Genomic DNA, 20,438 nt, shown 5'->3' with positions numbered 1-20,438 from the left:
TTCACATCCGGTCGGCGATATGGGTTAGGACGAAGCGGGAGTCGGAAACTCATCGTGGTCGCGCCAACCTGGTGAGAGGCACGCTCATCGGCATGTGGGTGCGTTGAGTTGTCATGTCCCAGAGGCCATATAGGCGGCAAGGACGTAGTTGGCGTGCCGATCCAGGTTGGAGCGTGCGCGGTAATACCGCATCGTCGGGCGTGGGTCGGCATGACGGGCGGCGATCTGCACATCGCGTAGGTCGACACCGGCGTCGAGCATTGTGGTGACGAAGGTGTGGCGCAGCATGTGCGGATGCATATGTGGAAGCCGGACCACCGACACCTTGGCCAGCGCACGAAGGCGCCGCGTGGCGCAGTGGCGATCCATCCGCCGGCCACGAGTGTTGAGCAGGATCGGCCCGAGGTCGCGGGCGGCGATCGCACGGTCGATGCCGCGTCCGACCGCGGGCGGCAGCGGGATCAACACGATCTTGGAACCTTGCCTACCACCCGCAGCACTCGGTGGCCGTGTTCTTCACCGACATCGGCGATGTCGGTGCTACAGGCTTCAAAGATCCGTAACCCGAGCATTCCGAGCATCACCACGAGCGCGAAATCGAACCGGTTGGCCGAGTCCCGTGCCGCCGACAGCAGCGCCTCGAACTGCAGATGCGAAAGCCCTAGCGTGGGTGACTCGTTCGAAACGCGTGGCCGGCGAACATATTCGGCCGGGGAGTGTTCGAGAACGCCGTCGATGACGCAGGTGCGGTAGAAGCCGGTCACGACTGCCATGCGGCGCGCGACGGTGGCGGGCTTGAACCGGCGGACTTCGCGCATCCACCCGACATAGCGTTCGACCTCGGCCCGATTCATGGCCAGCGGGCTGGTCTGGCGGTCGATGCACCAGCCAAGGTACAGGCGCAGGTCCGAGCTGCAGTGGACGCGGGAGGTTCCGGAGAACCTGGCGAGGTACGCGGCTGAGGCCAGCCGCAACACGAGGTCATCGCGAGCGAAGGCGACATCGATGTCTGCTGAAGTACTCATGCACAACGATGCGCACCCTCGAGCGAGCGCTGGCTAGCGTCGGCGCCCTGCTATCGCGCGGGTCGCGGCAGAACAGGACGTTCGTTTGGGTGCAAAATACGTCACCGACGCCGTGTGGTCAGCGGTAAGAACGGACGTCGACGCCTCCGGCGACGAAGAACGCCACAAGCGCAGTCGAGTCGCAAAGGCGCGGCCCACCCGCTGTGGCCGCCGGCAGCGGCCCCTACTCGTCGAGGTCGCCCTCGACGAAGGGGCGGCCCAGGTGATGCAGGACGCGCAGGCAGTTATCGATGTCGGCGGCGGTGAGGTCGCCGCCGACATCGCGGAGCACGGCGTGCTCGCGGGCGATGGTCGCGGCGATCACCGCCCGCCCTTCCGGGGTCAGAGCGATCAGGGGTGAGCGTTGATGCCGCGGGTTGTCGCGAGTCTCGACCAGTTGCGCCGCGTGCGCATCGTTGACCATGCGCTGCACGAATTGGCGGCTCAACGCCAAAGTTCGTCCCATCTGCGGAACGGTCGCGGGTCCACTCACGTCGAGTAATTCGCAGACGGCGCGGACGCCGACCGACAGACCCTGCGGCAGTGCCTCCTGCTCGATCCTGCGATAGACGTGCCGGTAAAGGATGCCGATCTGCGCGAAGACCTCCCTCAGCCGTCGGGCGAGTTCGTCGGGTGTCAGGGAATCGGCCACACCGCAATTATGACACCTCAGTTGTCACACTGCGATGTTTATGACACCTTGGTTGTCATGTTCACCGCTACTGATGTGCTCGGATTCGACTCCGCCGACGGCACTTTGACGTATCGCGACTCCGGCGGAGACGGCACCCCGGTGGTGTTGCTGCACGCGAGCTTCACGGACTCCACCATGTTTGATCCGCAGCTGTCGGCGCTCCGTCACCGCTGCCGGGTGATCGCTCCGGACGCCCGTGGACATGGTGCATCCGCCAATGCGGCCAAGCCATTCCGTCAGGTCGACGATCTAGCCGCGCTATTGTGTCATCTCGACGTGAAATCCGCTGTGCTGGTAGGGGTCTCGATGGGGGCGATGATCGCGATCGACGCCGCGGTCGAGTATCCGGAGCTGGTCGATGGGCTCGTCGTCAGCGGGCGCGGTATCGGAGAACCCGAGTATCGGGACCGATGGTCCCGGGAGGTCGCCACGGCCCAGGCGGGCGCGCTGGCACGGCGGGATGTCGCCGCGTGGATGGATGCTTTCGCGCTCTGGGCCGCCGGTCCAGATCGTGCGCTGGACGAGGTTGATCCGGGCGTACTCGCGAAGCTCCGACGAATGGCGGCACGCACCCTGGCCAAACATACTGTCCCGGAACCGGATTACAGCATCCCGGTTGCGGATGTCGTGATCGGCGCACGGACTATTCGGTGCCCGGTGCTGGCCGTCGACGGCGTATACGACTCACCCGACCTGATAGCGACGGTGGATCGTCTGCTCGACGCGGTCCCCAACGGCCGTCGCGAGATGATCGATGACGCGGGCCACTACCCGAATATGGAACAGCCGGCGACCTACAACCGGCTCGTAGAGGACTTCCTCGACACCATCACCTCCACCTCTCGCGGAGCGCCACCGGCAACATCTACCGAGCAAACCGCTTCGAAGGGGACGCCGGATCACACTGCATAGGCAAATAGCCGTGTCTGGCCGCCGCCCCGATCTCGCACGCACATCGGCATTTCCGCGTGTTCCGGATGGCAGCATCGGTGTCGCTTCGTGAGCTCGTACCGCTTTCCTTTAATGAGTGAGGCTGCTGCCGCATCGGTTCCGTGGGCCTGCCGCACCGATCGTCGGAGAAGCATCGACCCGTTGTCTTCGTGGGTGTCGTGACTTCGAGTGAGATAGATTTTCTGACTGGAGCGGTGGGGTTCCCGCTCGCCAGTTGGACCAGGAGGGGGACAGCGTGTTGGAACCGATCAAACGGGCAGCGGCGGCTCTGAGTCGGCGCTTGAAGGGCACGGCGAGCGGGACCGCGGCCACTTCTGGTGAGGCCGATCTCGTCTCGCTGATGGAGGAACTTCTGCCACTGCAGGAGCAAAGCCTCGGTCACGACCACCCGGACACCAACGAGACGCGCGATCGTCTCGCCGACGCTTATCATCGGGCAGGGCGTGGGGAGGACGAAGTTCCGCTTTTGAAGCAGCTTCTGGCGTACCGGGAGCGGGTCCTCGGTCACGATCACCACGACACCAACGTCGTACACAATCGACTCGGCGGCACGTATATGTCGCTGAGTCGATGGGACGAAGCCATTCCGCACTTCGAACAACTTCTCGCGTATCGCGAGAAAATGTTCGGACCCCAGGTGTATTCCGTCGTTGGCGCTCGCCGCGTGCTCGGTGTGGCGTGCTACCGGGCGTGCCGATATGCCGAGGCCGTCGCGTTGTTCGAACGGAACTTGACCTACGTCGACAGAAGCGGCGCCGACACCTACGAAGATCGCTGCAATCTCGCTGCCGTCTATGAGGCTGCGGGTCGCTGGGATGAGGCGATCCCGTTGTATGAAGAGATCCTGGCTTACCGGGAACAGCTTGTCGGGCACAAGGATCCCTTCGCACTGCGCGCCCGCGACGACCTGGTTCGCGTGTACCGGTCGGCGGGCCGACCCGACGAGGCTGCCGCCTTGTCCGAAGCAGGACCGCGCCGACCGCCCTCGTCGACACAGGAGTGACGGCATCTCGAACTTGCACGGGGGGTGCGGCACGTCGCGACTTTCCGCACTACGTGCACGTCCGGAGTGTTCGTCGTTGGCGCATGCGAAGACCCGGAATCGGCATGTGGGCGCGTCCGGCCACAGTCGAGTTCCGTTGCTGGACAATAGTTTAGAAACCTCTCACCGACCGCTCAACGGCATGGCCGTGCGTTCTCTCGGGGCTAGTACTGCAACGGCACCCGGTTCGGTAGTGTGCTGGGGGCGGTGTTGGATGTTGTTGCGGCGGAGTTGGATTCGCTGTGTGGGAGGATCGGTGGCCGTTCGCGCGGTCGAAGCCGCGGGGCCGGGCGCGGGGGTGGTGGCCGGGTTGGATCGGAAAGGTCCAAGTGTCGTGTCCCGGCGTGTTCCTCTTGGCCACGCCTGCAGATTTTCCGGCTACGCGATCGCACGGCAACCCATCAGGTGTGACTGTCTCGCACTTGATGGGTTGCCCGTCGGTACCGGCGTCGTCAGCCATGTTCACCAGCATTCGATGCCTGGTAGTTCGTCGGCGATGCTGAGCGACCCCTGCGATCTCGGCGTGGGTTTGTCTGGGGGAGGACCGGAAACGGGGCGTTATGCGGCGGTTCCGCGCGTGGAGTGAGCGCGCGGTTTGGTGCGTGACTGACCGTGCGCCGCGCTGGGGTTGCGACGGCCGCTGCCTTGGCGCGGTCGGCCACTGCCCCTGCGCGTTGCGCCACTGCTACGGTACGGTCCGCTGCTGCTGCTGCTGCTGCGGTCGTCTTCACGTGCCGCCCGCTCGCTGTAGGAGGGCGCGACGAATGGGGCAATCGTGCCGACGAGCTCGGCCACCACGGGCGAATCGGCGGTGACCCGTTGCGGAGTCACAGTGATCTTGGCCTTGCGCATGAGGGCGGCCAGGTCGCGTCGTTCGCCGGGCAGCACCAGGGTGATCACTTCACCGGAGTTGCCAGCCCGCGCGGTACGGCCCGAACGGTGCAGGTACGCCTTGTGTTCGGCGGGCGGATCCACGTGCACGACCAGCTCGACACCGTCGACGTGCACGCCGCGCGCGGCCACATCGGTCGCCACCAGCACCAGGGCATCACCGGCGGCGAAGACCGCGAGGTTGCGGTCGCGGGCGCCCTGCGAGAGGTTGCCGTGCAGATCGACGGCCGGAATTCCGGCGAGGGTCAGCTGCTTGGCAAGTTTGCGAGCCTGATGTTTGGTGCGCATGAACAGGATTCGCCGACCCGAGCCGGAGGCGAGCCGGTGTACGACCTCGCGCTTGGCTTCGACGCTCGCGGTTTCGAAAACGTGATGGGTCATGGCGGCGACCGGGGAGTTCGCCTCATCGACGGAATGCAGCTTGGCATCCGGCAGGAAGCGGCTGACCAGCTTGTTGACGCCGTTATCCAGGGTGGCCGAGAACAGCAGGCGCTGACCGTCATTCGGGGTGGCCGCGAGAATGCGGGTCACGCCTGGCAGGAACCCGAGGTCGGCCATGTGGTCGGCCTCGTCGATCACGGTGACCTCGACGGCATCCAGGGAGATCAGACGTTGGTTCATCAGATCCTCGAGACGGCCGGGGCAGGCGACGACAATGTCGACACCGGCGCGCAGCGCCCGGACCTGCCGGTTCTGCGGGACTCCACCGAAAATCGTGGTGACGGTCATGCGATAGGCCGCGGCGAGGGGTTCCAGCGCGGCCGTGATCTGGGTGGCCAATTCCCGAGTCGGCGCCAGTACCAGGCCGGTCGGGCGGCTCGGTACGCGCCTACCGGCGAGACCACCGCCGAGACGGTTGACCATCGGGAGGGCGAAGGCGAGCGTCTTGCCGCTGCCGGTCCGGCCACGGCCGAGCACGTCGCGTCCGGCCAGCGAATCGGGCAGGGTGTCGGTCTGGATCGGAAAAGGTTCGGTGATCCCGGCGCGAGTCAACGCCTTCACCAGCGGTGCGCTCACGCCGAGCGCGGCAAAAGAGAGGTCAGCAGAACTCATAGGTGTTGCGGTGCCTTTCGGACATCAGGTGGTGCCCGAGCCGTCCGTGGACCTTCCGGGTCCGCGCCGGGGCACGAAATGGCGAGATTGCCAATGGGCAAAATCGATCGCCGTAAGAAGAGCGGATGCGGCAAGCGCTGGTTGCGAAGCGAATGCGATCTACGACGCTTGGCGTGACATGTCACGCACTTGATCAACAATAGCCTGTGATGGGCGGTTCGTACTCATCGGGTGAGGTTTCTCGCCTCTAGCCAGGCCGCCAGGCTCGTGTTTCTAGGCCGGGACCGTATTGGCCGGCGGTAAGGGAACAGAGTCCGAGGTCAGACTTCGGCGCATGATCTGCAACTGGCCCCCGCGCTATCGCGGTTACCAGTGCGACATTGCTCAGTTTGGTAGACCGAGAGCGAGACCCGTTGTGGGATGGTTCCTGGACTTCTGGTACTTGGCCGTCCGACGAGGACCATCCCATCCTCTTGGTCTCAGTAGGTTAGACGCGGACCACGCACGTTCGGTTCCATCTGTTCATCGCGATCCGAACCACGCATCGGTGGCCACTCGTGAACAAGCTAGTCGCCGGAGAGGACGACAACTCCGGTGGTCTGAATCTTCAAGGGCGGCCGTAGATGTCGGTTCGTCGCCGCGAGCGCGCGGATGAGATCTGTGACGAGCTTGCGTTGCTCTCGACCGAGGAGCGCTGCCTCCGGTGGAGGCAGGTACGGCTCGTCGAGCTCGAGCGCGATACCGGACCAGTGCGCGACATCGCGCACGTCGAGCTTCAAAGCTTGGGCGACGGCGCGGATGGTGTCGATCGAGGACGGGTGCTCAGGGTTGTCGATCAACCGGCTGACGGTGGTCGGGTGTACACCGGCGGTGTCGGCGAGTTCGTTTCGGCTGGTAATACCCGCTGCGGCCATGGCGGAGGCCCAGGGCTCGGGTACGGCGCGCTTGCGTGGCATGTCCACAAGCGTAGGGCATGTGTCGACACCGATATGGGTATTGGTGAGGAACCGAGGGTATGTGTGCAGTTATTTCAAACTATCGGGCATATCTAGCTGGTCCGATGTATCTCATAGATGTGGGTTTGAGTAGATATCATTAGGTTCTGTTGTTACTGTTTGCTCAGGGGTAGGAGGACACTGGAGGGAGGCCAGGATGGTCTATCGGGCGAGGTTGAAGTCCCGGACAGCATTACGTGAGGCGATGCAAGCCCAGGGTGTGCCGGTGCGGGTTCTGGCCGAGCGCGCCGGGTGCGGCAAAAGCATCGTCGGGTTGTTGCGGTCGGGGGCGCGGAGTTCGTGTAGCCAGGAGCTGGCGGCGAAACTCGCTGCGGCACTGGATGTCCCGGCCGAGCACATGTTCCGGATCGAGGAGAAGGGATAACCGCAAGGGTCGAGCACAGTTTGATCTACGGGAGAAAAAGGTTGACCCGGCGGGCTAGCACTCCGCCGGGTCGGTGCACATCTACGGGAGTAGTTATGCAGTATCAGTTTAACCCGGCCACCGATGTCTTGGTGGCCGGGCTCGCCGTCTATCCATCGATCGGGTGGTGGTGATGGCGTTCGAGTTCAAGCCCGCAGTCCGGCGAAAGAGCAAGGCGCGCATGGCGTTAGCCGGACCGTCCGGGTCGGGCAAGACCTACACCGCCCTCGCGCTGGCCTGGGAATGGGCCCAGCGCGAGGGCGGAATAGTCGGCATGGTCGACACCGAACACGGCAGCGCCAGCAAGTATCAGGGCCTCAACGGCTGGCAGTGGCAGACCGTCGAACCGGAGCGATTCTCACCGGCCAGTCTCGTTGAAATCCTCGGCGTAGCGGCCGGTCACGGCTTCACCAGCTTGATCATCGATTCCTGGTCGCACTACTGGATGGGCCAGGACGGGATGCTCGAGCAGGTCGACCGCCGCAAATCTGGTAGCAACAGCTTTTCGGGGTGGAAGGAAGCCAACCCCGACGAGCGCCGGATGGTCGACGCCATGTTGACCTTCCCGGGGCATCTGATCGTCACTATGCGCACGAAGACTGAATACGTCGTCGACGAGGACGGCAGAGGCCGTTCGGTGCCACGGAAGGTCGGCACTCGCCCGGTGCAGCGGGAAGGCCTCGAGTTCGAGTTCGACATCGTCGCCGACCTCGACCTGCGCAACAATCTGCACATCTCCAAGACCCGCCTGCCGTTTCTGACTAACCAGGTGATTCCCACACCCGGCGCGGAGCTGGCCAACCAGATCGCTGATTGGCTCGACGGCGGCGAAGACGTTCCCACTGTCGCTGAGTTCCGGCAACGGATCCTCGACGTGGAATCCATGGACCAGCTGCGCGCGGCCATGGGGACGGAGCGGTCATGGTATCGGCCGCCGAGGCGATCGCTTTCACAGAAGTCGCAAACGTCCAGGCCCGCGAGCCGTTGACTGCTCAGCATCTTTGGGCTGCGCTCCACTTTGCTCGATTATGTAAGGAGCGCGAGGTTGAGATCACTCAGGAGGGACGCAGAAGGGCAGATCTTCCGCATCGCTCGTATGCCATGGCAGCAGTGAAGTTTTCGGTTTCATTCCTGGAATCTCTCGTGAATGATTTATTTAGCGACGCCGCGGATCCGTACATGTCCACGAATGGGCGCATGAAAATCTTCACTTCTGAGGTAATCGCGGATCTGGGGGCCGTGTGGATTGAAACAGAAATTAAGAAGACTCAGCCACGAATCCAACTTTTCGACAAATATCAACGGTCCCTTTCGCTGGCTGGCACTAGTCAGTTCGCCAAAGATGATCGTATTTACAGCGCGGCATCTGACTTGGTTTTTCTTCGGAACGAGCTCGTCCATTTTAAGGTGGGTTGGCAGAAGGTTGGTGCGAAGCAGAACCAAGCTAGCGACATTCAGAGGCGACTCAAGCCAAAGTTCGCGGAGAACCAGCAGCCGATCGGTGTGCCGTGGTTTCCGAACAGGTGTTTAGGTGCGGGGTGCGCTCGATGGGCTTGCGATGCAGCCGCAGCCTTTGCGGATGAGTGGCTCGACCGACTGACGCTTCCGAAGGAATATAAACAGACGGTTCAGGATCTCGGCACTCCCTGACCTTGGCACGCGGGTATTTGCGATCCCTGCATGTCTAAGGTTGTCGAAATGCAGAGGGAGGCCCAGGGAGCAGGAGGATGATCCCGGTTGAGGTCTCATGACCACGATGTAGGGGAAACGGCCCGAAACGCGTTGTTCCGGGCCGTTCTTCGTTCGTTGGCGCGACCTGACATCGCACGCTATTTGTTCTCGAATCGGCTCCAGCGAGCCAGGTCTTCAACGATCGGCCCAGAGTCGGGTACACGGAACCACCACCATTCACGTCCGGTTATGTCAATGTTCGCGACCGCTGCCATGCGCTTCCCTGAATCTTCGATAGTGATAGACATGAATCTATTATCTGCTTCGGAGACGTAACTCGTCATCTTAGCGCCGAGTCTTGCGGGCAGATTATTTATCGCGCTTTCCAAGTAATCCCGGATTGCAAAAGCAGCGTTAAGATCGAATTCGTTCCAGACAGTGCGGTCCGACCAGGGTAAGCTTCTGTCTCGATCGATCTTCTCGACATGGGCCTCCCATGAGTCTGCCAAGCGGATCGCATCGCGTTCCTCGCCCGATTTCAGTGTGATCGGGTGGTTCTTGATATCGACGATCTCATCTTCGGAAAAATGAACTCGTGCGCGATCCTCGAGGTTCGACATTCTTTTCCTCACAGTTTCCAGGCGGTGGATTTCCAGGGCATTTCGTAGTTCACAACCACCTTAATTCCCTTGTATACAAATTGCTCGGCCTGCTCCGCTGTCCGTCCGTCACCCATCGGTTCTGGTGTGCCTTTCGTCAGGGCGTCATGAACTTGCTCTGGAGTTGGTCTGTCCATCGTCGGATTCCCGTCGCCGGTATGGCCGTTGATGAATTCTTCTATCTCGGCTTGAGTGTATTCGCTGTGGCGGAAGTCCGGCTCATCGGAATCACCGGCGTGGTCGTCGTCGATGGTCGAGGTCATGCCGATGATGGCGGCGAGACCGGCGATGGCTTTGTCGAGGTCGATGGCGGGGAGGGCATGGAAGGCGTCGATAGTGCCGACGGCGCCCGCCGCGAGGCTGGCGAGGCCGATGACTCGGACCATTTGGCTGGCTCGGTAGGAGGATTGGATCGCGTTGATGGTGACGACGATGTCGGCGTCGATGGCCGCGGCTGCGGCGACGGCGGAGGAGCCGAGGCTGAACAGGAACGCGACTCCGGCGGTGATGGCGATCAGGCTGATGGACAGTTCCAGTGCGTTGATCGCGCTGGCGTTGTCGTTGCCGAGGGCGACGGTCGCGTCGTGATAGTCCTTGACCGGTGCGGCCATGTTCTGGGAGGCGGTAGCGACGGTGTCGGCGCCGGTTTTCAGGGTCGCGAAGTGGTCCTGGAGTAGTTGGCGGTTGGTGGGGTCGTCCATGCCATCGAACAGAGCCGAGATCGCCGAGATGCGGGCGGAGGCACCGGTGATGGTGTCGTGATTAGCGAAGGTGTTCCAGGTGGAGTGCGCCTTATCGAGCTTGGACGTGTCGCCGTTCGGGAGCTTGCCGAACACGGACAGGACCTTGGCAACGAGTTTGTCGAAAAACTCCTTCAGGCCGCCGTGGTCGCCGAAGCCGATCCCGTTGTCGGCCACCGAGGACGGGATGCTGACCTTGTACTCGCCGACTTCCTGGGCGTGGACGCGAGGCGGGGCGGGATTGCTCTTATTGGCGATGGCGTAGTTGTAGCCGTTGGCGTACAGCACGGCGCCGTAGTTGGTGAGGGCGTTGGCCAGGCTCGAGCAGGCCTGCATGGTCTGCTGAGCGGCTTTATCGTAGGTCTCACCCCACTGTTTGCAGCCAGGAGCGTCACCGGCCATCCCGACGCATTCACCTTTGACCGCATCGTGGACCAGCTTGTCGGCCTTGCGGAGATCGTCGGCGAGATCGTGGCACTTCTTGGCGGCGTCGTAGTAGGTCTGCCAGTCGACGATCATGCCTGCCCCGACTGCAGCATGCGGCGGTTGACCTCGACGGCGCGGGTGTAGCGGCCGTGCGCTTTCTGCGCCGCGTCACTCACGGCGGCGACGCCTTCGGCGAATTCTCGTGCGGCGGTGAGCCATTGGCTGTGTGCGTTGGCATAAGCGCTGGCCGCGGCGGATTCCCAGCTGCCGCTGTGTAGGGCCGCGACCTTGTGGTCGAGTTCGTCGAGGTGCTCGTGCAGGAACCCGGCCAGACCGCCCAGGCGCGACACGATCCGGTCGAGTTGATCGAGATCGACGCTGAATTGAGAGCTCATGGCAGATCCAGGCTGGAGATACCGGACGCGTTGCCGGTATCGGTGCTCTTGTAATTGGCCGCGGTGACACCCAGCTTCTCCGCAAGAGAAGTCAACGCTTGCATGAGTTGTGTTCCGCCGTCACGGGTTTCGGTCCATCCCGTGGAGAACTCGTCCGCCGCGTCGCCGGTCCAGTCCGAACCGAGCAGGGTCTCGACCTCACGGGCAGCGGAATCGAGGGCCTGCCTCATAGTATCGGCGATGTTGTAGACATACTGGCCGATCGCCTGCACATCATCGGGCACGACTGTCAGATTCTGGCCAGCTCCGACAGGCCCCCCGCTATCCGTCATGCACACGACCATAACGGCACGGTGTCTCGGGCGTCTACAACTGTCGGCGGTGCCGATCGCTTCGCATGCACGTCGCGCTGACATGGTCGCAACTTGATTTCAGGGCCCACGAATGGGAACGAATTCGAGAGCGAAACGCCTCGGATCGGTCGCGGAGTGAGACCTCGCGGACTGCCAGATCGCGGCCAGGGCCCGCCGACCAGCACGTACGGCACGCTGTGAGGCGCGAGATCAAGTGTCGGTCGGCTCATAGTCCACCGGGCCTCAGGTCCACATTGCCCAAAGGAGCGAAGCCGCTGGTGCCCTGCACACGCGAGGACCGTCCGGCACTCCGTATTTACTCCTTATTTTCAGCCGAGTCCGGCCGAAACCGGTGCGGCACATCATGATTCGACAGAAGATAGCCATGAGCTATACATGCTGGTAAAAGTATGTAAGCGAAGATTGCACAGAGTCGAATCTTGTTGTGCCAGAAGCAGAAGTTCTACCATTGAACTGCTGTCATTGAGCCCCGAAGGGGAGTGGCGATGGACATGGTCTCGCGTGCGCTCCGCAATCTGCAGCGGGACCGAAGAATTCGCGACCAGGCCGACTGGTCTCGACTTGTCCGCTCCACCAGCGCCGGTTGCGGTATAGCAGACTGAGCGGCGCGGTTTACCGAAACGCAAGCTCGGGACGAAACCGGTTTCGTCCCGAGCTTGCTCCTTGCGTGCTCGACTGCTTCTTACCTGGCCGCCACGGCCGACCAGCCGTAATGCGTCTCGGATCCACCCGGAGCTACGGTCGCAGTGGGTTCGCCGCTGCAATCGTTGGATGCGTACACCAGGAAGTTGCGCTTACTACGGTTCTCGAAGCGTATGTCACGCGGGAAGCCGCTAGCCCAGCACGAGTCCAGGTTGCTGAGCTCCAGTTGGCCGTCGACGATCACCACTTCTCGGTCGTCCCCAACCCCGGCTGAGCGGTGGGGAAGGCTGAGGCAGCGGGAGCCGCAACGGACACTGCAGCGATGACGAGAGCGCCTGCGACAGAGCACATTCCAGTTTTCACCAGTTGATGGTACAAGTAGCCGACTCCCGGCCTCTCACCTGTCTCTTTACCACCGCTGCCGCCGGATCCCCGACTGGCACAAGCACGGTCACCTCGACGGCGCCCGGAGTGGCGGATGTGCAGTATTCGAGCGTGCAATTTGCCAGGCCGCAGCCAAGTTCGGCCCAAGGTCACGTCACCACGGGGAGAGCCAGCATCAGTTCGGTTGGCCGCCCTGTCCGAGGGGCGGCGGATCGGTGAAGATCTTGACAGGCACATGTGGAAGGTTGAGTTCCTTCCGCGCTGCTTCGATGAACTGCTCGAACGCCTCGCGGGCCGGTCGTCGTGCTCGATTCCAATCGGGCAGGGCATGGATTCGTCGGTCAACGGCTGCGTAAAACAACTCGCCGACAGCCTCGTCCAACCGAGTAACGGCATGAACCACGTCCGCAGATCCGTGCAGCCAGACCGCGGCGACAGCACTGTCCCACGACGCAAAGCCTTCAATCCGCGTATGTTCCACCAGCGCCTTGAAGGCATCATCGTCCAAGGAGGCGAGCGCAACAACGCGGATCGCTTCGTACGTCACCTGGAACTGCTCGGCAACACGCTGATAGCTGGCGGTCTTTTGATCCCTTCGCCATCGCGCCGACTCCGATCTGGTGTCCCACATTCGGCCTATGGCTACGCCGAAAATGCCAGCAAGCGCCACCAGTAATGCTGCGGTCACATCGCCCCTCCCCATCCGTCGATCCTGCGGCCCGACCTTTGCTCAAGCGCGCTTTGGATACTGCCTGGATCACGGAAACCATTGCAGGATGGAATGATATCGGACACGAACGTACCCAAACGCGTTGTCCGACTCGGTCCTGGTGCTCCAGCGTCGGAATCACGAGGGGTACGCATGGACCAGGCAGCCCAGCCCCCGGTCAAGGCCGGGACCCGCGGATCGGCGGCGAAACCTGTCGGTCCGCGCGGGAAGTTCTACCGATCCACGAGCGCAGTTGCTGTCGAGGCTGCCGATGCCTGGCGAGCGAGTTCGCGACAAGTCCGAAGCCTTGCTCGCGACGCGCGCCGTGGTCACCATTTACTCTCTATTTTCATCCGAATACGACCGAAATCGATCGAACGTCAACACATCCCAGGTTCTCGCCCTCTTGGAGTATTCGTGCAGCTAAACCGATAAAATCGAACGTAGTCGAATCCGCTCGAATTGGCTGGTCAGCCGTAGACAGATGCTCTCTCGCTACGGCGCCGCTGTGGCCGACAGTCGCGCCAAGTCAGGGCACCGACGAGCACGCGTACCGCGGTCAGCTCGATGAACTTGACCTGGCGATGATCGCGTATCGACATCGGGAGCCGGAACGACCTGGACGCGCGAACAGCAACAACGGGATCAGCGTGGTTTGCGAATGCGGGCGCAGAATCCGTGTCGCACACCGTACTTATCAACGAGGTCCTGTCACATGCGGGATTTGTGACGCGGAGTTCGTCAGCAATGCGGCTGTCATGGCTGTTGCCCGTCTCGATGGACTACGCGGTAACGCAGATGTGTGGCGCCGCGGCCTTCGAGCCGACGGACGAGTTCCAGTTCGATGTGGCCTTGTGCCGTCGGCTCGAACAGGCGCCGTCCCTCACCCAGCAGTACGGGGACGAGGTGCAGTTCGAGTTCGTCGAGCTGGCCTGCTGCCAGCAGAGCCCGTGCCGCGCCCGCGCCGTGGACCAGCACGGCTCGATCTCCTGCTGCTTCTCGGGCCTCGTCGGCACACCGGTCGACGTCGGTGTAGAACTTCGCGCTGCCCGGTGGCACGTCGGCCGGGTCGATGGTGTGGGTGAGCACGTGGATCGGCACGCCGTCGTGGTGGTCGCCGTTCCATCGCTTGGCCAGCTCGAACGTGCGGCGTCCGGATATCACGGCGCCGGTGGACGCGGCCTCGGCGTACACCTGCCCGTTGACCCCTTCGGACATCCGGTCGTCGAGCCAGTCGAACAGTCGCCCGCCGTTGCGGCCGAGTTCCTGGCCCGGCCGGTCGTCCGGCCCGGTGATGTACCCGTCGACCGACACGGACATGTAAAGGCGGAGCGGCGTCCTGTCCATCCTCATTTTCCTTTCTCCGGCCAGTCGGCGGCGGTCATGCCGTCGGCGTGGCCCGCGGGCCACTGGACGAGTTCGATCCGGCGACCGTCCGGGTCGGCGATGAACGCCGTCTTCAGGCCGTCATCGCCGTCGTGCCCCGGGGCGACCGGCTCGATCCCGTGGCCGGCCAGCACATCGAGCGCGTCGGCCATCGACTCGACCTGCACGACAACATGACTGACGTCGGTACCCCGGTCGACCGGGTCGCCGTCGTGCACCAGCTCGATGGTGACGAACTCGTCGTCAGGGAGCTTCAGCATGGTCAGATGCCCGATCGGCGTCTCGGGCACACTACCGACGACCTCGTAACCGATGGCCGTGTAGAACGCCAGCGACCGCCCGAGATCGGTCACCCGCAACCCGATGTGCAACGTTCTCATCCCAGTACCTCCTTTGCCTGCGTCGATCATGCTGCGACCTGGATTCTTACGGCTATCCCACATTTCTGGGGGTTCGGCTAGGTTGAGGCATGGCCACCTCCCAGCCCGTGCACGACCGGCTCCGCAACACCATCTCGCGGCTGGTCCACCGCGGTCTGGGTGTGGAGGACTACTGGCGCGCGGTGAGCGATGCGCTGGATGGCGCGGTGCCGTCGGAGGGCTCCTGCCTGATGACGATGGACCCGGCCACCATGCTGCCGACCGCGGAGTTCGTCGAGAACGGGATGCCTGCGGACGCGATCAGCCGGCTCGTCGAGATCGAGTTACGCGAACCCGACTACACCAAGTGGGTCGACATGGCGCGCGCGGGCCGAACCGCGGCGAGCCTCAGCGACGTCACAGCGGGCGAGCTCGACCTCAGTCGGCGCCACCGGGAGGTCCGACGCCCCGGGGGTTACTCCGACGAACTCCGAGTCATCCTGTCCAGCAGCACCGGCACTTGGGGCGCGCTCACCGTGTTCCGCGAAAAGGACCGCCCACACTTCTCACCCTCCGAGGTACGGCTCGTCACATCGCTGACCGGTTTGATCTCGGACGGTCTACGCCGGTCGCTGCTACTGGACGACGCCCTCGCCGACCGCCACGACACCGGAATGCTCGTCCTGGATCCTTATGACGGCGTCGCCCTCGCCAATCAGGTGGCCGAGAAATGGATCGACGAACTCGGCATCGGCACAAGAACAGGCACAACCCTCCCACTGGTGATCCGTGCGGTCGCCAGGCAGGCCCGTGCCATCGACGGCCGGGAGGACGAGCACTTGTGCGAAGCGAGCACCAGACCAGCCAGAGCGCGCGTGCGCACCAAGGCAGGGCGTTGGGTGACAGTCCGGGCATCGCTACTGGGCGCGGGCACAGCGGTACCGGTCGCGGTCCTACTCGAAGCAGCTCGCCCGGCGGAGATGGCACCACTGCTGGCCGACGTATACGGCCTCACCCCTCAGGAACGCCGGGTCACCGAATGTGTCGCCCAAGGCCTGCCAACCAGACAGATCGCCAACCAGCTCCGGATGTCGACCTACACCGTCCAGGACCATCTGAAATCGATCTTCTCGAAGACCGGCACCGGCTCCCGCGGCGACCTCGTCGCCCGCCTGTTCTTCGATCAGCGCGCCATGCAACTTACAGCCCCGCCGACAATTCCGGACGAGTTGCGCGGCGTTTCGGTAACGGCCCGGTTGTGAGGATGTGCGACTTTCCCAAGGTTTCTCGCACTTCCCTTGCGGTGTTGGTGTAGCTGCCGCTCGCCAGCGCGGCGGCCTTGTCCTCCCAGATTCTTGCCCGGATAAAGCGTCGATAGCGCGCGGCCGAGAATCCATTTCCGCGGTGTGTCTACCGCCGTCCGGTGGGTTCCATGCGCATAACCGGCTGGGCGTCGAGCATTCGGCGCAGCGTCGCATCGAGGGGCCAAGGAAACAGCAGGTCGTGGCCGAGCCGATTGTCCACCGCAGACACCGCTCCCGGCAGCATTGACGTGGTACCGACCCGGTCGACGATCGAGTCGAACAACTGGGGCGGCGTCGCTAGGTAATACAGGCGCCGCCGCATTGTTCCCGCCGGTACTCGGCTAGTGGCCCTTCGCCGCAACGGCGCGCTCAATCCGGCGGCATAGAGCAGACCGTCGGGTGTTATCAGCAAACGCTCCGAGGTAACAGCGACGTTGCCGGTGGATTCGCTACTGCCCCATTCCATCGCCGCAAGTCGACCGTGCATCACACGCCATCGGGCGTCGTCGGACAGCACCCTTTCGACGTCGTCCCGGCACAACCACGGATACGGCCCGGCGCCGGAATCGAAGCATTGCCGCAGGGCCTCGTCGATGAAATCGAACAATCGCTGGTTCATCACATGCTCCTCGATCGCGCTACATCCGGACAAGCCGCGTGTCGTCCGGCATAACTTCGCACTGAACATCGCCTCGGCGGAGCGGTCGAGATCCATCATCGCGGCCTCGATATCGAGACTGGCTGGTGGTCGAACGACAGTTCCGCCGCCGCACCCCGTCCACTGCATCGTGACCCTGCGGCTCGGGGCGCGCGGGCGCGCTTGTTCCTTCTTCGGCCAGATCAGCGGGACCTACGTGGTACGTCCGGATAGCTTCGGCTTCTCCGTCGACGCTCGTCACTTCGAACGCGAAGATGGCAACGCGTTCTCCCTTGGCCGGACGCCCTGACGGCCCGGGAATGTCGTACCGTCCCCCCAACGGATTCCCGATCGTCTTCGCGATTATCGTTGTCGACTCATCCATGATTCCCGTTCCTCACTTTCTTCGGCTTCCGAAGCGTGGGGTCCGTCGCGGATCGAAAAAGCTGGTCAGCTCCACCATGACCGCATAGTCCACCCTAGCGCCGGGGCGCTGGGCCGGCCGCCCTTCCGGTCGAGATCTGTGAATCCTTGCGTGGCCTGTGCGCACGCCTGTGTGACTGCGCCCCGACTGCTCCCGACACCCTGCCCGACCAGGGCATCGGGAGCTGATTGTTTGCTATCCCGTGGTGACCACCTCCGGGCATCGCAAGGACGGCGGGTCGGACCGATGGTCCTGGGGGAACCAATGCGCATCATGGTGCATCGAATCCAGGAGATTATGCCGGTGGATTCGGGGGGGGGGCTAAGAGCGTCGGCCATCCGTTTTGGTCGCCACGCCGATAATCAGCGGTCGGACAATGGGGACCATCATTCCCCGCCACGTCGCTTCCTGGACGTCGTCGAGCTCCAATACGGATGCCCGGATCAGCTCGAGCGTGGCACGGTTGCAGCGGCAACCCTCCGCGAACCGGCGCCACGGGCCTTCGAGGCGGTCTTGCCAATGGGCAAGTCGCGGCGACTGTGAGCGGACGTGTTCGAGGAACAGCAGCCTGCCGTCTGGGCGCAGCACGCGCTTGATCTCGCGCAACACCGCTTCGGGGCTGTCGACAGTGCACAAGACAAGCGTGGAGACGACCGTGTCCACGGATTCTTCCGCGAACGGCAGCTGATCCGCCGACGCGTCGAGCACCTTCGCCCGACGTTGGGTGCCGCGCAGCCTCCGGTCCAACCGCGCACGCATCGCGGCCTCGGGTTCGGTCAGGATCAACTCATCGAGGTCGTCGGGGTAGTACTGCAGGTTGAGACCGGTACCGCTGCCGAGCTCGACAGTCCGTCCTCTTGCGCGGCCGAGCAACTGGCGTCGACGCGCCCCCATGCCCGCCCGCTCGCCTCTCCACAGGAGCGGGTCGTACAGTGCCGCGAATGCTCGCGCCCACAGGTCCGATCCCTGCCGGGCCGCCGCCGGTGCGGTGCCACTGGTCATAGACTCGACTATACGTCGGCAGGCGTTATCGCGAATCTCCAGCTACCTCAACTGAGGGCCCACGCGGACGGAGTAGGCGGCGGTCTCGCCGCGCAGTTGCGACTACGGCGCCGCCGCAGCGGCGTAGCGCCGTGGGTGTCGGTGGCGCGGGTCTATTCGCCTCGACCTTCGGTCACGCCCGCACCGCCGGACTGATCACCGCCACCGAGGTCAACTCCCGCGACAAACTCTCCGAAGCCACCCGCCACTAGAAAATCAACTACTGGAATGCCGAACTCGCCCCGCTCGCACGGACTATCACGATGGCAGCCCTCGCATTCTCCAGCGGCATTCTCCCCGCATACAATTCTGCGGCAATCGCGTCGGCGCAGGTGTTCCACGCCTCGCCCGCCACAACAGCGCAAACCGAGCTCTACACCGAGATGCGGACGCTATGGGGTCAGCACATGGACGGGACCTGGTCGACCGTGGTCGCGTTCGCCGACGACGTGTGCAGGCCCCGATCTGCGACGAATTCGTCGACCGGGTCGTATCGAATGTGCGGGCGCTGTGGCTGGGCGTCGACGGCCCGGACATCGGTGCCGAACTCGGGGCGATGACCTACACCGCGCAGGTCGAGCCGGTCATGCGTACATGACCCGAAAGTAGCGACATGGTGCCGGTTCTGCGGAGTAGCCTACGGTTCCATGAGCGCATGCGAGGTTTGCGGTAACGATTACGCTATGCCGATCGTCGTCGAGGCTCAGGGAACGCGGCATGTCTTCGACTGCTTCGAATGTGCGATCCACCGCATGGCACCTATCTGCGAGCATTGCGACTGCAAGATCATCGGCCACGGAGTGGAGTCAGATGGTCGATTCTTCTGCTGCGCGCACTGCGCCGTGTCCGAGGGTGCCAGAGGCTTGGTCGACCACGTCTGAGGGCGGTGTGTCGTCCCGGAGGGTCCTTCCCGTCATCCCGGGCGGTGTCCAACGCCGTTCGGCTTGAACACCGGTGCAGGTATGCGCCCACTTGCTCAGCGGAGCGGATAGTGAAACCGAGTCAGGGAATGCCGTGCCTGAGTGCCCCGGATACGAGGTCACTGAGCGCTTTTCGGGCCTCGTCCCGGGTCGGTGTCCTGTGCGGGGGTTGTATTACTTGCGTGCGACGCCCGCGTAGGCGGACACTTGCGCGTCCATTTTCTTCGGGGGTGCGACACCGTCCGGGTGCCAGCGGTGCGGCACCTCTATACCCGGATCGACCAGCTCCAGTCCCTCGAAGAACCGCATGAATTCGTCTCGGCTTCGAACTTGGCATGGCAGGCCGCTGCGGCGGTAGATGTCGACCACGCTGGCTATTGCCGTCGGATCGAAGTCGGGCGTGACGTGTGTCATCACTAAATACGAGCCAGGAACGAGCTCGTCCATCAGCGTATCGACGATTCCGTAGGCATCCTGCTCGTCGGGGATGAAATGCATCAGTGCGTTGAGACTGAGCGCGACCGGTTGGGTCAGGTCCAGTGTCTCGCGCAATCCTGGGGCGTTGAGGATCTTTTCGGGTGTCGTGACATCGGCGGAGACGTAGTTGGTACGCCCCTCCGGTGAGCTGACCATCAATGCCCTGGCGTGGACGAGCACGATCGGATCGTTGTCGACGTAGACGACTCGCGCGTCAGGTGCGACCTGTTGGGCCACCTGATGCAGATTCGGCTCGGTCGGGATACCGGTTCCGATATCGAGGAATTGACGAATGCCCGCGTTTGCAAGGAACCGCGTCACGCGGTGTATGAAGGCCCTGTTCTGCTGGGCGGCCGCCCGCACTCCTGGCCAGATGCCCACGACCTGTTCAGCCGCTGCCTCGTCCGCGCTGTAATGGTCCTTGCCGCCGAGGTAGTAGTCATACATTCGGGCGGTGTGGGGTTGATTCTGCCGCAGGTCGACAGGGGAGCCGGGTTCCACGGTCGGAGTCCTTTCGTAATCGAGGCAACATCAAGGTAGCAAGCCGGGGGGTATGCGGGCCTCTCGTTTCAATCTTGTTGGGGGGGGTGCACCTTGCGGCCCGCTGCCAGCGTATGAGCGCGCCGCGCACTTTGCCGGCGGTGACGGTTGGTCGGCGAACAAGGCTGATTCCATGCTTGCGACGCAAGTCTACTGGGCGCCTTGGATCTGGCTATCGGTCAGCGCTACTACTGGACCCGAGATGGCAAGCACTGGACTGAGTTTCGAGCCCTCCG

Annotated in this window: 22 protein-coding genes; 7 read left to right on the top strand and 15 right to left on the bottom strand. The window is 63.3% G+C overall.

Annotated features, from left to right (window positions below; all coding sequences use genetic code 11):
- Positions 1 to 111 precede the first annotated feature (111 nt).
- From ACIBW7_RS28925 to ACIBW7_RS28915, 3 genes are all read right to left on the bottom strand, one after another.
- Positions 112 to 468 (bottom strand): tyrosine-type recombinase/integrase, encoded by a 357-nt coding sequence (locus tag ACIBW7_RS28925; RefSeq protein ID WP_397051620.1) that lies wholly within the window; start codon positions 466 to 468, stop codon positions 112 to 114.
- Positions 462 to 1,025, bottom strand: coding sequence for a tyrosine-type recombinase/integrase (locus ACIBW7_RS28920; RefSeq protein ID WP_397051618.1), 564 nt, complete (start codon positions 1,023 to 1,025; stop codon positions 462 to 464). Before ACIBW7_RS28920 ends, ACIBW7_RS28925 begins: the two co-directional genes overlap by 7 nt.
- A 223-nt stretch (positions 1,026 to 1,248) precedes the next feature.
- Positions 1,249 to 1,716, bottom strand: coding sequence for a MarR family winged helix-turn-helix transcriptional regulator (locus ACIBW7_RS28915; protein ID WP_397051616.1), 468 nt, complete (start codon positions 1,714 to 1,716; stop codon positions 1,249 to 1,251).
- A 57-nt stretch (positions 1,717 to 1,773) separates the two neighbouring features.
- On the opposite strand from ACIBW7_RS28915, the gene ACIBW7_RS28910 reads away from it, so the two are divergent.
- Both ACIBW7_RS28910 and ACIBW7_RS28905 read left to right on the top strand, forming a co-directional pair.
- Positions 1,774 to 2,670 (top strand): alpha/beta fold hydrolase, encoded by an 897-nt coding sequence (locus ACIBW7_RS28910; protein WP_397051614.1) that lies wholly within the window; start codon positions 1,774 to 1,776, stop codon positions 2,668 to 2,670.
- Positions 2,671 to 2,944: 274 nt separating this feature from the next.
- Positions 2,945 to 3,712: a tetratricopeptide repeat protein gene (locus ACIBW7_RS28905; protein ID WP_397051612.1), complete on the top strand. Its 768-nt coding sequence runs from the start codon at positions 2,945 to 2,947 to the stop codon at positions 3,710 to 3,712.
- 597 nt (positions 3,713 to 4,309) lie between these two features.
- On the opposite strand, the gene ACIBW7_RS28900 is transcribed toward ACIBW7_RS28905, so the two are convergent.
- Both ACIBW7_RS28900 and ACIBW7_RS28895 read right to left on the bottom strand, forming a co-directional pair.
- Positions 4,310 to 5,695 carry a DEAD/DEAH box helicase gene (locus ACIBW7_RS28900; protein WP_397051610.1) on the bottom strand — a complete coding sequence of 462 codons (1,386 nt, stop codon included), beginning with the start codon at positions 5,693 to 5,695 and terminating at the stop codon, positions 4,310 to 4,312.
- 566 nt (positions 5,696 to 6,261) lie between these two features.
- Entirely contained in the window at positions 6,262 to 6,651 is a 390-nt protein-coding gene (locus tag ACIBW7_RS28895) for a helix-turn-helix domain-containing protein (RefSeq protein ID WP_387290413.1), read from the bottom strand.
- A 196-nt stretch (positions 6,652 to 6,847) separates the two neighbouring features.
- On the opposite strand from ACIBW7_RS28895, the gene ACIBW7_RS28890 reads away from it, so the two are divergent.
- The 3 genes from ACIBW7_RS28890 (at position 6,848) to ACIBW7_RS28880 (ending at position 8,764) form a co-directional block, all read left to right on the top strand.
- The gene (locus ACIBW7_RS28890; protein WP_397051607.1) at positions 6,848 to 7,075 is read left to right on the top strand and encodes a helix-turn-helix domain-containing protein; all 228 of its coding nucleotides are present in this window, start codon (positions 6,848 to 6,850) and stop codon (positions 7,073 to 7,075) included.
- Between the two features lie 172 nt (positions 7,076 to 7,247).
- Entirely contained in the window at positions 7,248 to 8,102 is an 855-nt protein-coding gene (locus tag ACIBW7_RS28885) for an ATP-binding protein (protein WP_397051605.1), read from the top strand.
- Positions 8,036 to 8,764: a hypothetical protein gene (locus tag ACIBW7_RS28880; RefSeq protein ID WP_397051603.1), complete on the top strand. Its 729-nt coding sequence runs from the start codon at positions 8,036 to 8,038 to the stop codon at positions 8,762 to 8,764. The genes ACIBW7_RS28885 and ACIBW7_RS28880 overlap by 67 nt, the downstream gene beginning before the upstream one ends.
- Positions 8,765 to 8,943: 179 nt before the next feature.
- Here the strand turns inward: ACIBW7_RS28880 and ACIBW7_RS28875 are convergent, their stop codons facing one another.
- The 7 genes from ACIBW7_RS28875 to ACIBW7_RS28845 form a co-directional block, all read right to left on the bottom strand.
- A complete protein-coding gene (locus ACIBW7_RS28875) occupies positions 8,944 to 9,405 on the bottom strand; it encodes a hypothetical protein (RefSeq protein WP_397051601.1) in 462 nt (153 codons plus the stop codon).
- Positions 9,406 to 9,413: 8 nt separating this feature from the next.
- A complete protein-coding gene (locus ACIBW7_RS28870) occupies positions 9,414 to 10,703 on the bottom strand; it encodes a hypothetical protein (protein ID WP_397051599.1) in 1,290 nt (429 codons plus the stop codon).
- Entirely contained in the window at positions 10,700 to 11,005 is a 306-nt protein-coding gene (locus ACIBW7_RS28865) for a WXG100 family type VII secretion target (protein WP_397051597.1), read from the bottom strand. The genes ACIBW7_RS28870 and ACIBW7_RS28865 overlap by 4 nt, the downstream gene beginning before the upstream one ends.
- Complete coding sequence (locus tag ACIBW7_RS28860; protein ID WP_397051595.1) at positions 11,002 to 11,337, bottom strand: WXG100 family type VII secretion target; 336 nt, start codon at positions 11,335 to 11,337, stop codon at positions 11,002 to 11,004. Before ACIBW7_RS28860 ends, ACIBW7_RS28865 begins: the two co-directional genes overlap by 4 nt.
- 1,243 nt (positions 11,338 to 12,580) lie before the next feature.
- Positions 12,581 to 13,093, bottom strand: a complete 513-nt coding sequence (locus ACIBW7_RS28855; RefSeq protein ID WP_397051593.1) for a hypothetical protein — start codon at positions 13,091 to 13,093, stop codon at positions 12,581 to 12,583.
- A 777-nt stretch (positions 13,094 to 13,870) separates the two neighbouring features.
- Complete coding sequence (locus ACIBW7_RS28850; protein WP_397051591.1) at positions 13,871 to 14,461, bottom strand: dihydrofolate reductase family protein; 591 nt, start codon at positions 14,459 to 14,461, stop codon at positions 13,871 to 13,873.
- Between the two features lie 2 nt (positions 14,462 to 14,463).
- On the bottom strand, positions 14,464 to 14,880 hold the full coding sequence (locus ACIBW7_RS28845; RefSeq protein WP_397051589.1) for a VOC family protein: 417 nt from the start codon (positions 14,878 to 14,880) through the stop codon (positions 14,464 to 14,466).
- 89 nt (positions 14,881 to 14,969) lie between these two features.
- Between ACIBW7_RS28845 and ACIBW7_RS28840 the strand changes: the two genes are divergently transcribed.
- The gene (locus tag ACIBW7_RS28840; protein ID WP_397051587.1) at positions 14,970 to 16,121 is read left to right on the top strand and encodes a helix-turn-helix transcriptional regulator; all 1,152 of its coding nucleotides are present in this window, start codon (positions 14,970 to 14,972) and stop codon (positions 16,119 to 16,121) included.
- A gap of 148 nt (positions 16,122 to 16,269) precedes the next feature.
- Here the strand turns inward: ACIBW7_RS28840 and ACIBW7_RS28835 are convergent, their stop codons facing one another.
- Together ACIBW7_RS28835 and ACIBW7_RS28830 are read right to left on the bottom strand one after the other, a co-directional pair.
- Positions 16,270 to 16,782, bottom strand: coding sequence for a hypothetical protein (locus ACIBW7_RS28835; protein WP_397051585.1), 513 nt, complete (start codon positions 16,780 to 16,782; stop codon positions 16,270 to 16,272).
- 763 nt (positions 16,783 to 17,545) lie between these two features.
- Positions 17,546 to 18,226, bottom strand: coding sequence for a class I SAM-dependent methyltransferase (locus ACIBW7_RS28830; RefSeq protein ID WP_397051583.1), 681 nt, complete (start codon positions 18,224 to 18,226; stop codon positions 17,546 to 17,548).
- Positions 18,227 to 18,659: 433 nt separating this feature from the next.
- Between ACIBW7_RS28830 and ACIBW7_RS28825 the strand changes: the two genes are divergently transcribed.
- A complete protein-coding gene (locus ACIBW7_RS28825) occupies positions 18,660 to 18,863 on the top strand; it encodes a hypothetical protein (RefSeq protein WP_397051581.1) in 204 nt (67 codons plus the stop codon).
- 496 nt (positions 18,864 to 19,359) lie between these two features.
- Here the strand turns inward: ACIBW7_RS28825 and ACIBW7_RS28820 are convergent, their stop codons facing one another.
- Positions 19,360 to 20,163 carry an SAM-dependent methyltransferase gene (locus ACIBW7_RS28820; protein ID WP_397051579.1) on the bottom strand — a complete coding sequence of 268 codons (804 nt, stop codon included), beginning with the start codon at positions 20,161 to 20,163 and terminating at the stop codon, positions 19,360 to 19,362.
- Positions 20,164 to 20,438 lie beyond the last annotated feature (275 nt).

The sequence above is a fragment of the Nocardia sp. NPDC049526 genome (assembly GCF_044465765.1).
Taxonomy (GTDB): Bacteria; Actinomycetota; Actinomycetes; order Mycobacteriales; family Mycobacteriaceae; genus Nocardia.
This window is presented reverse-complemented; position numbering and strand designations above follow the sequence as displayed.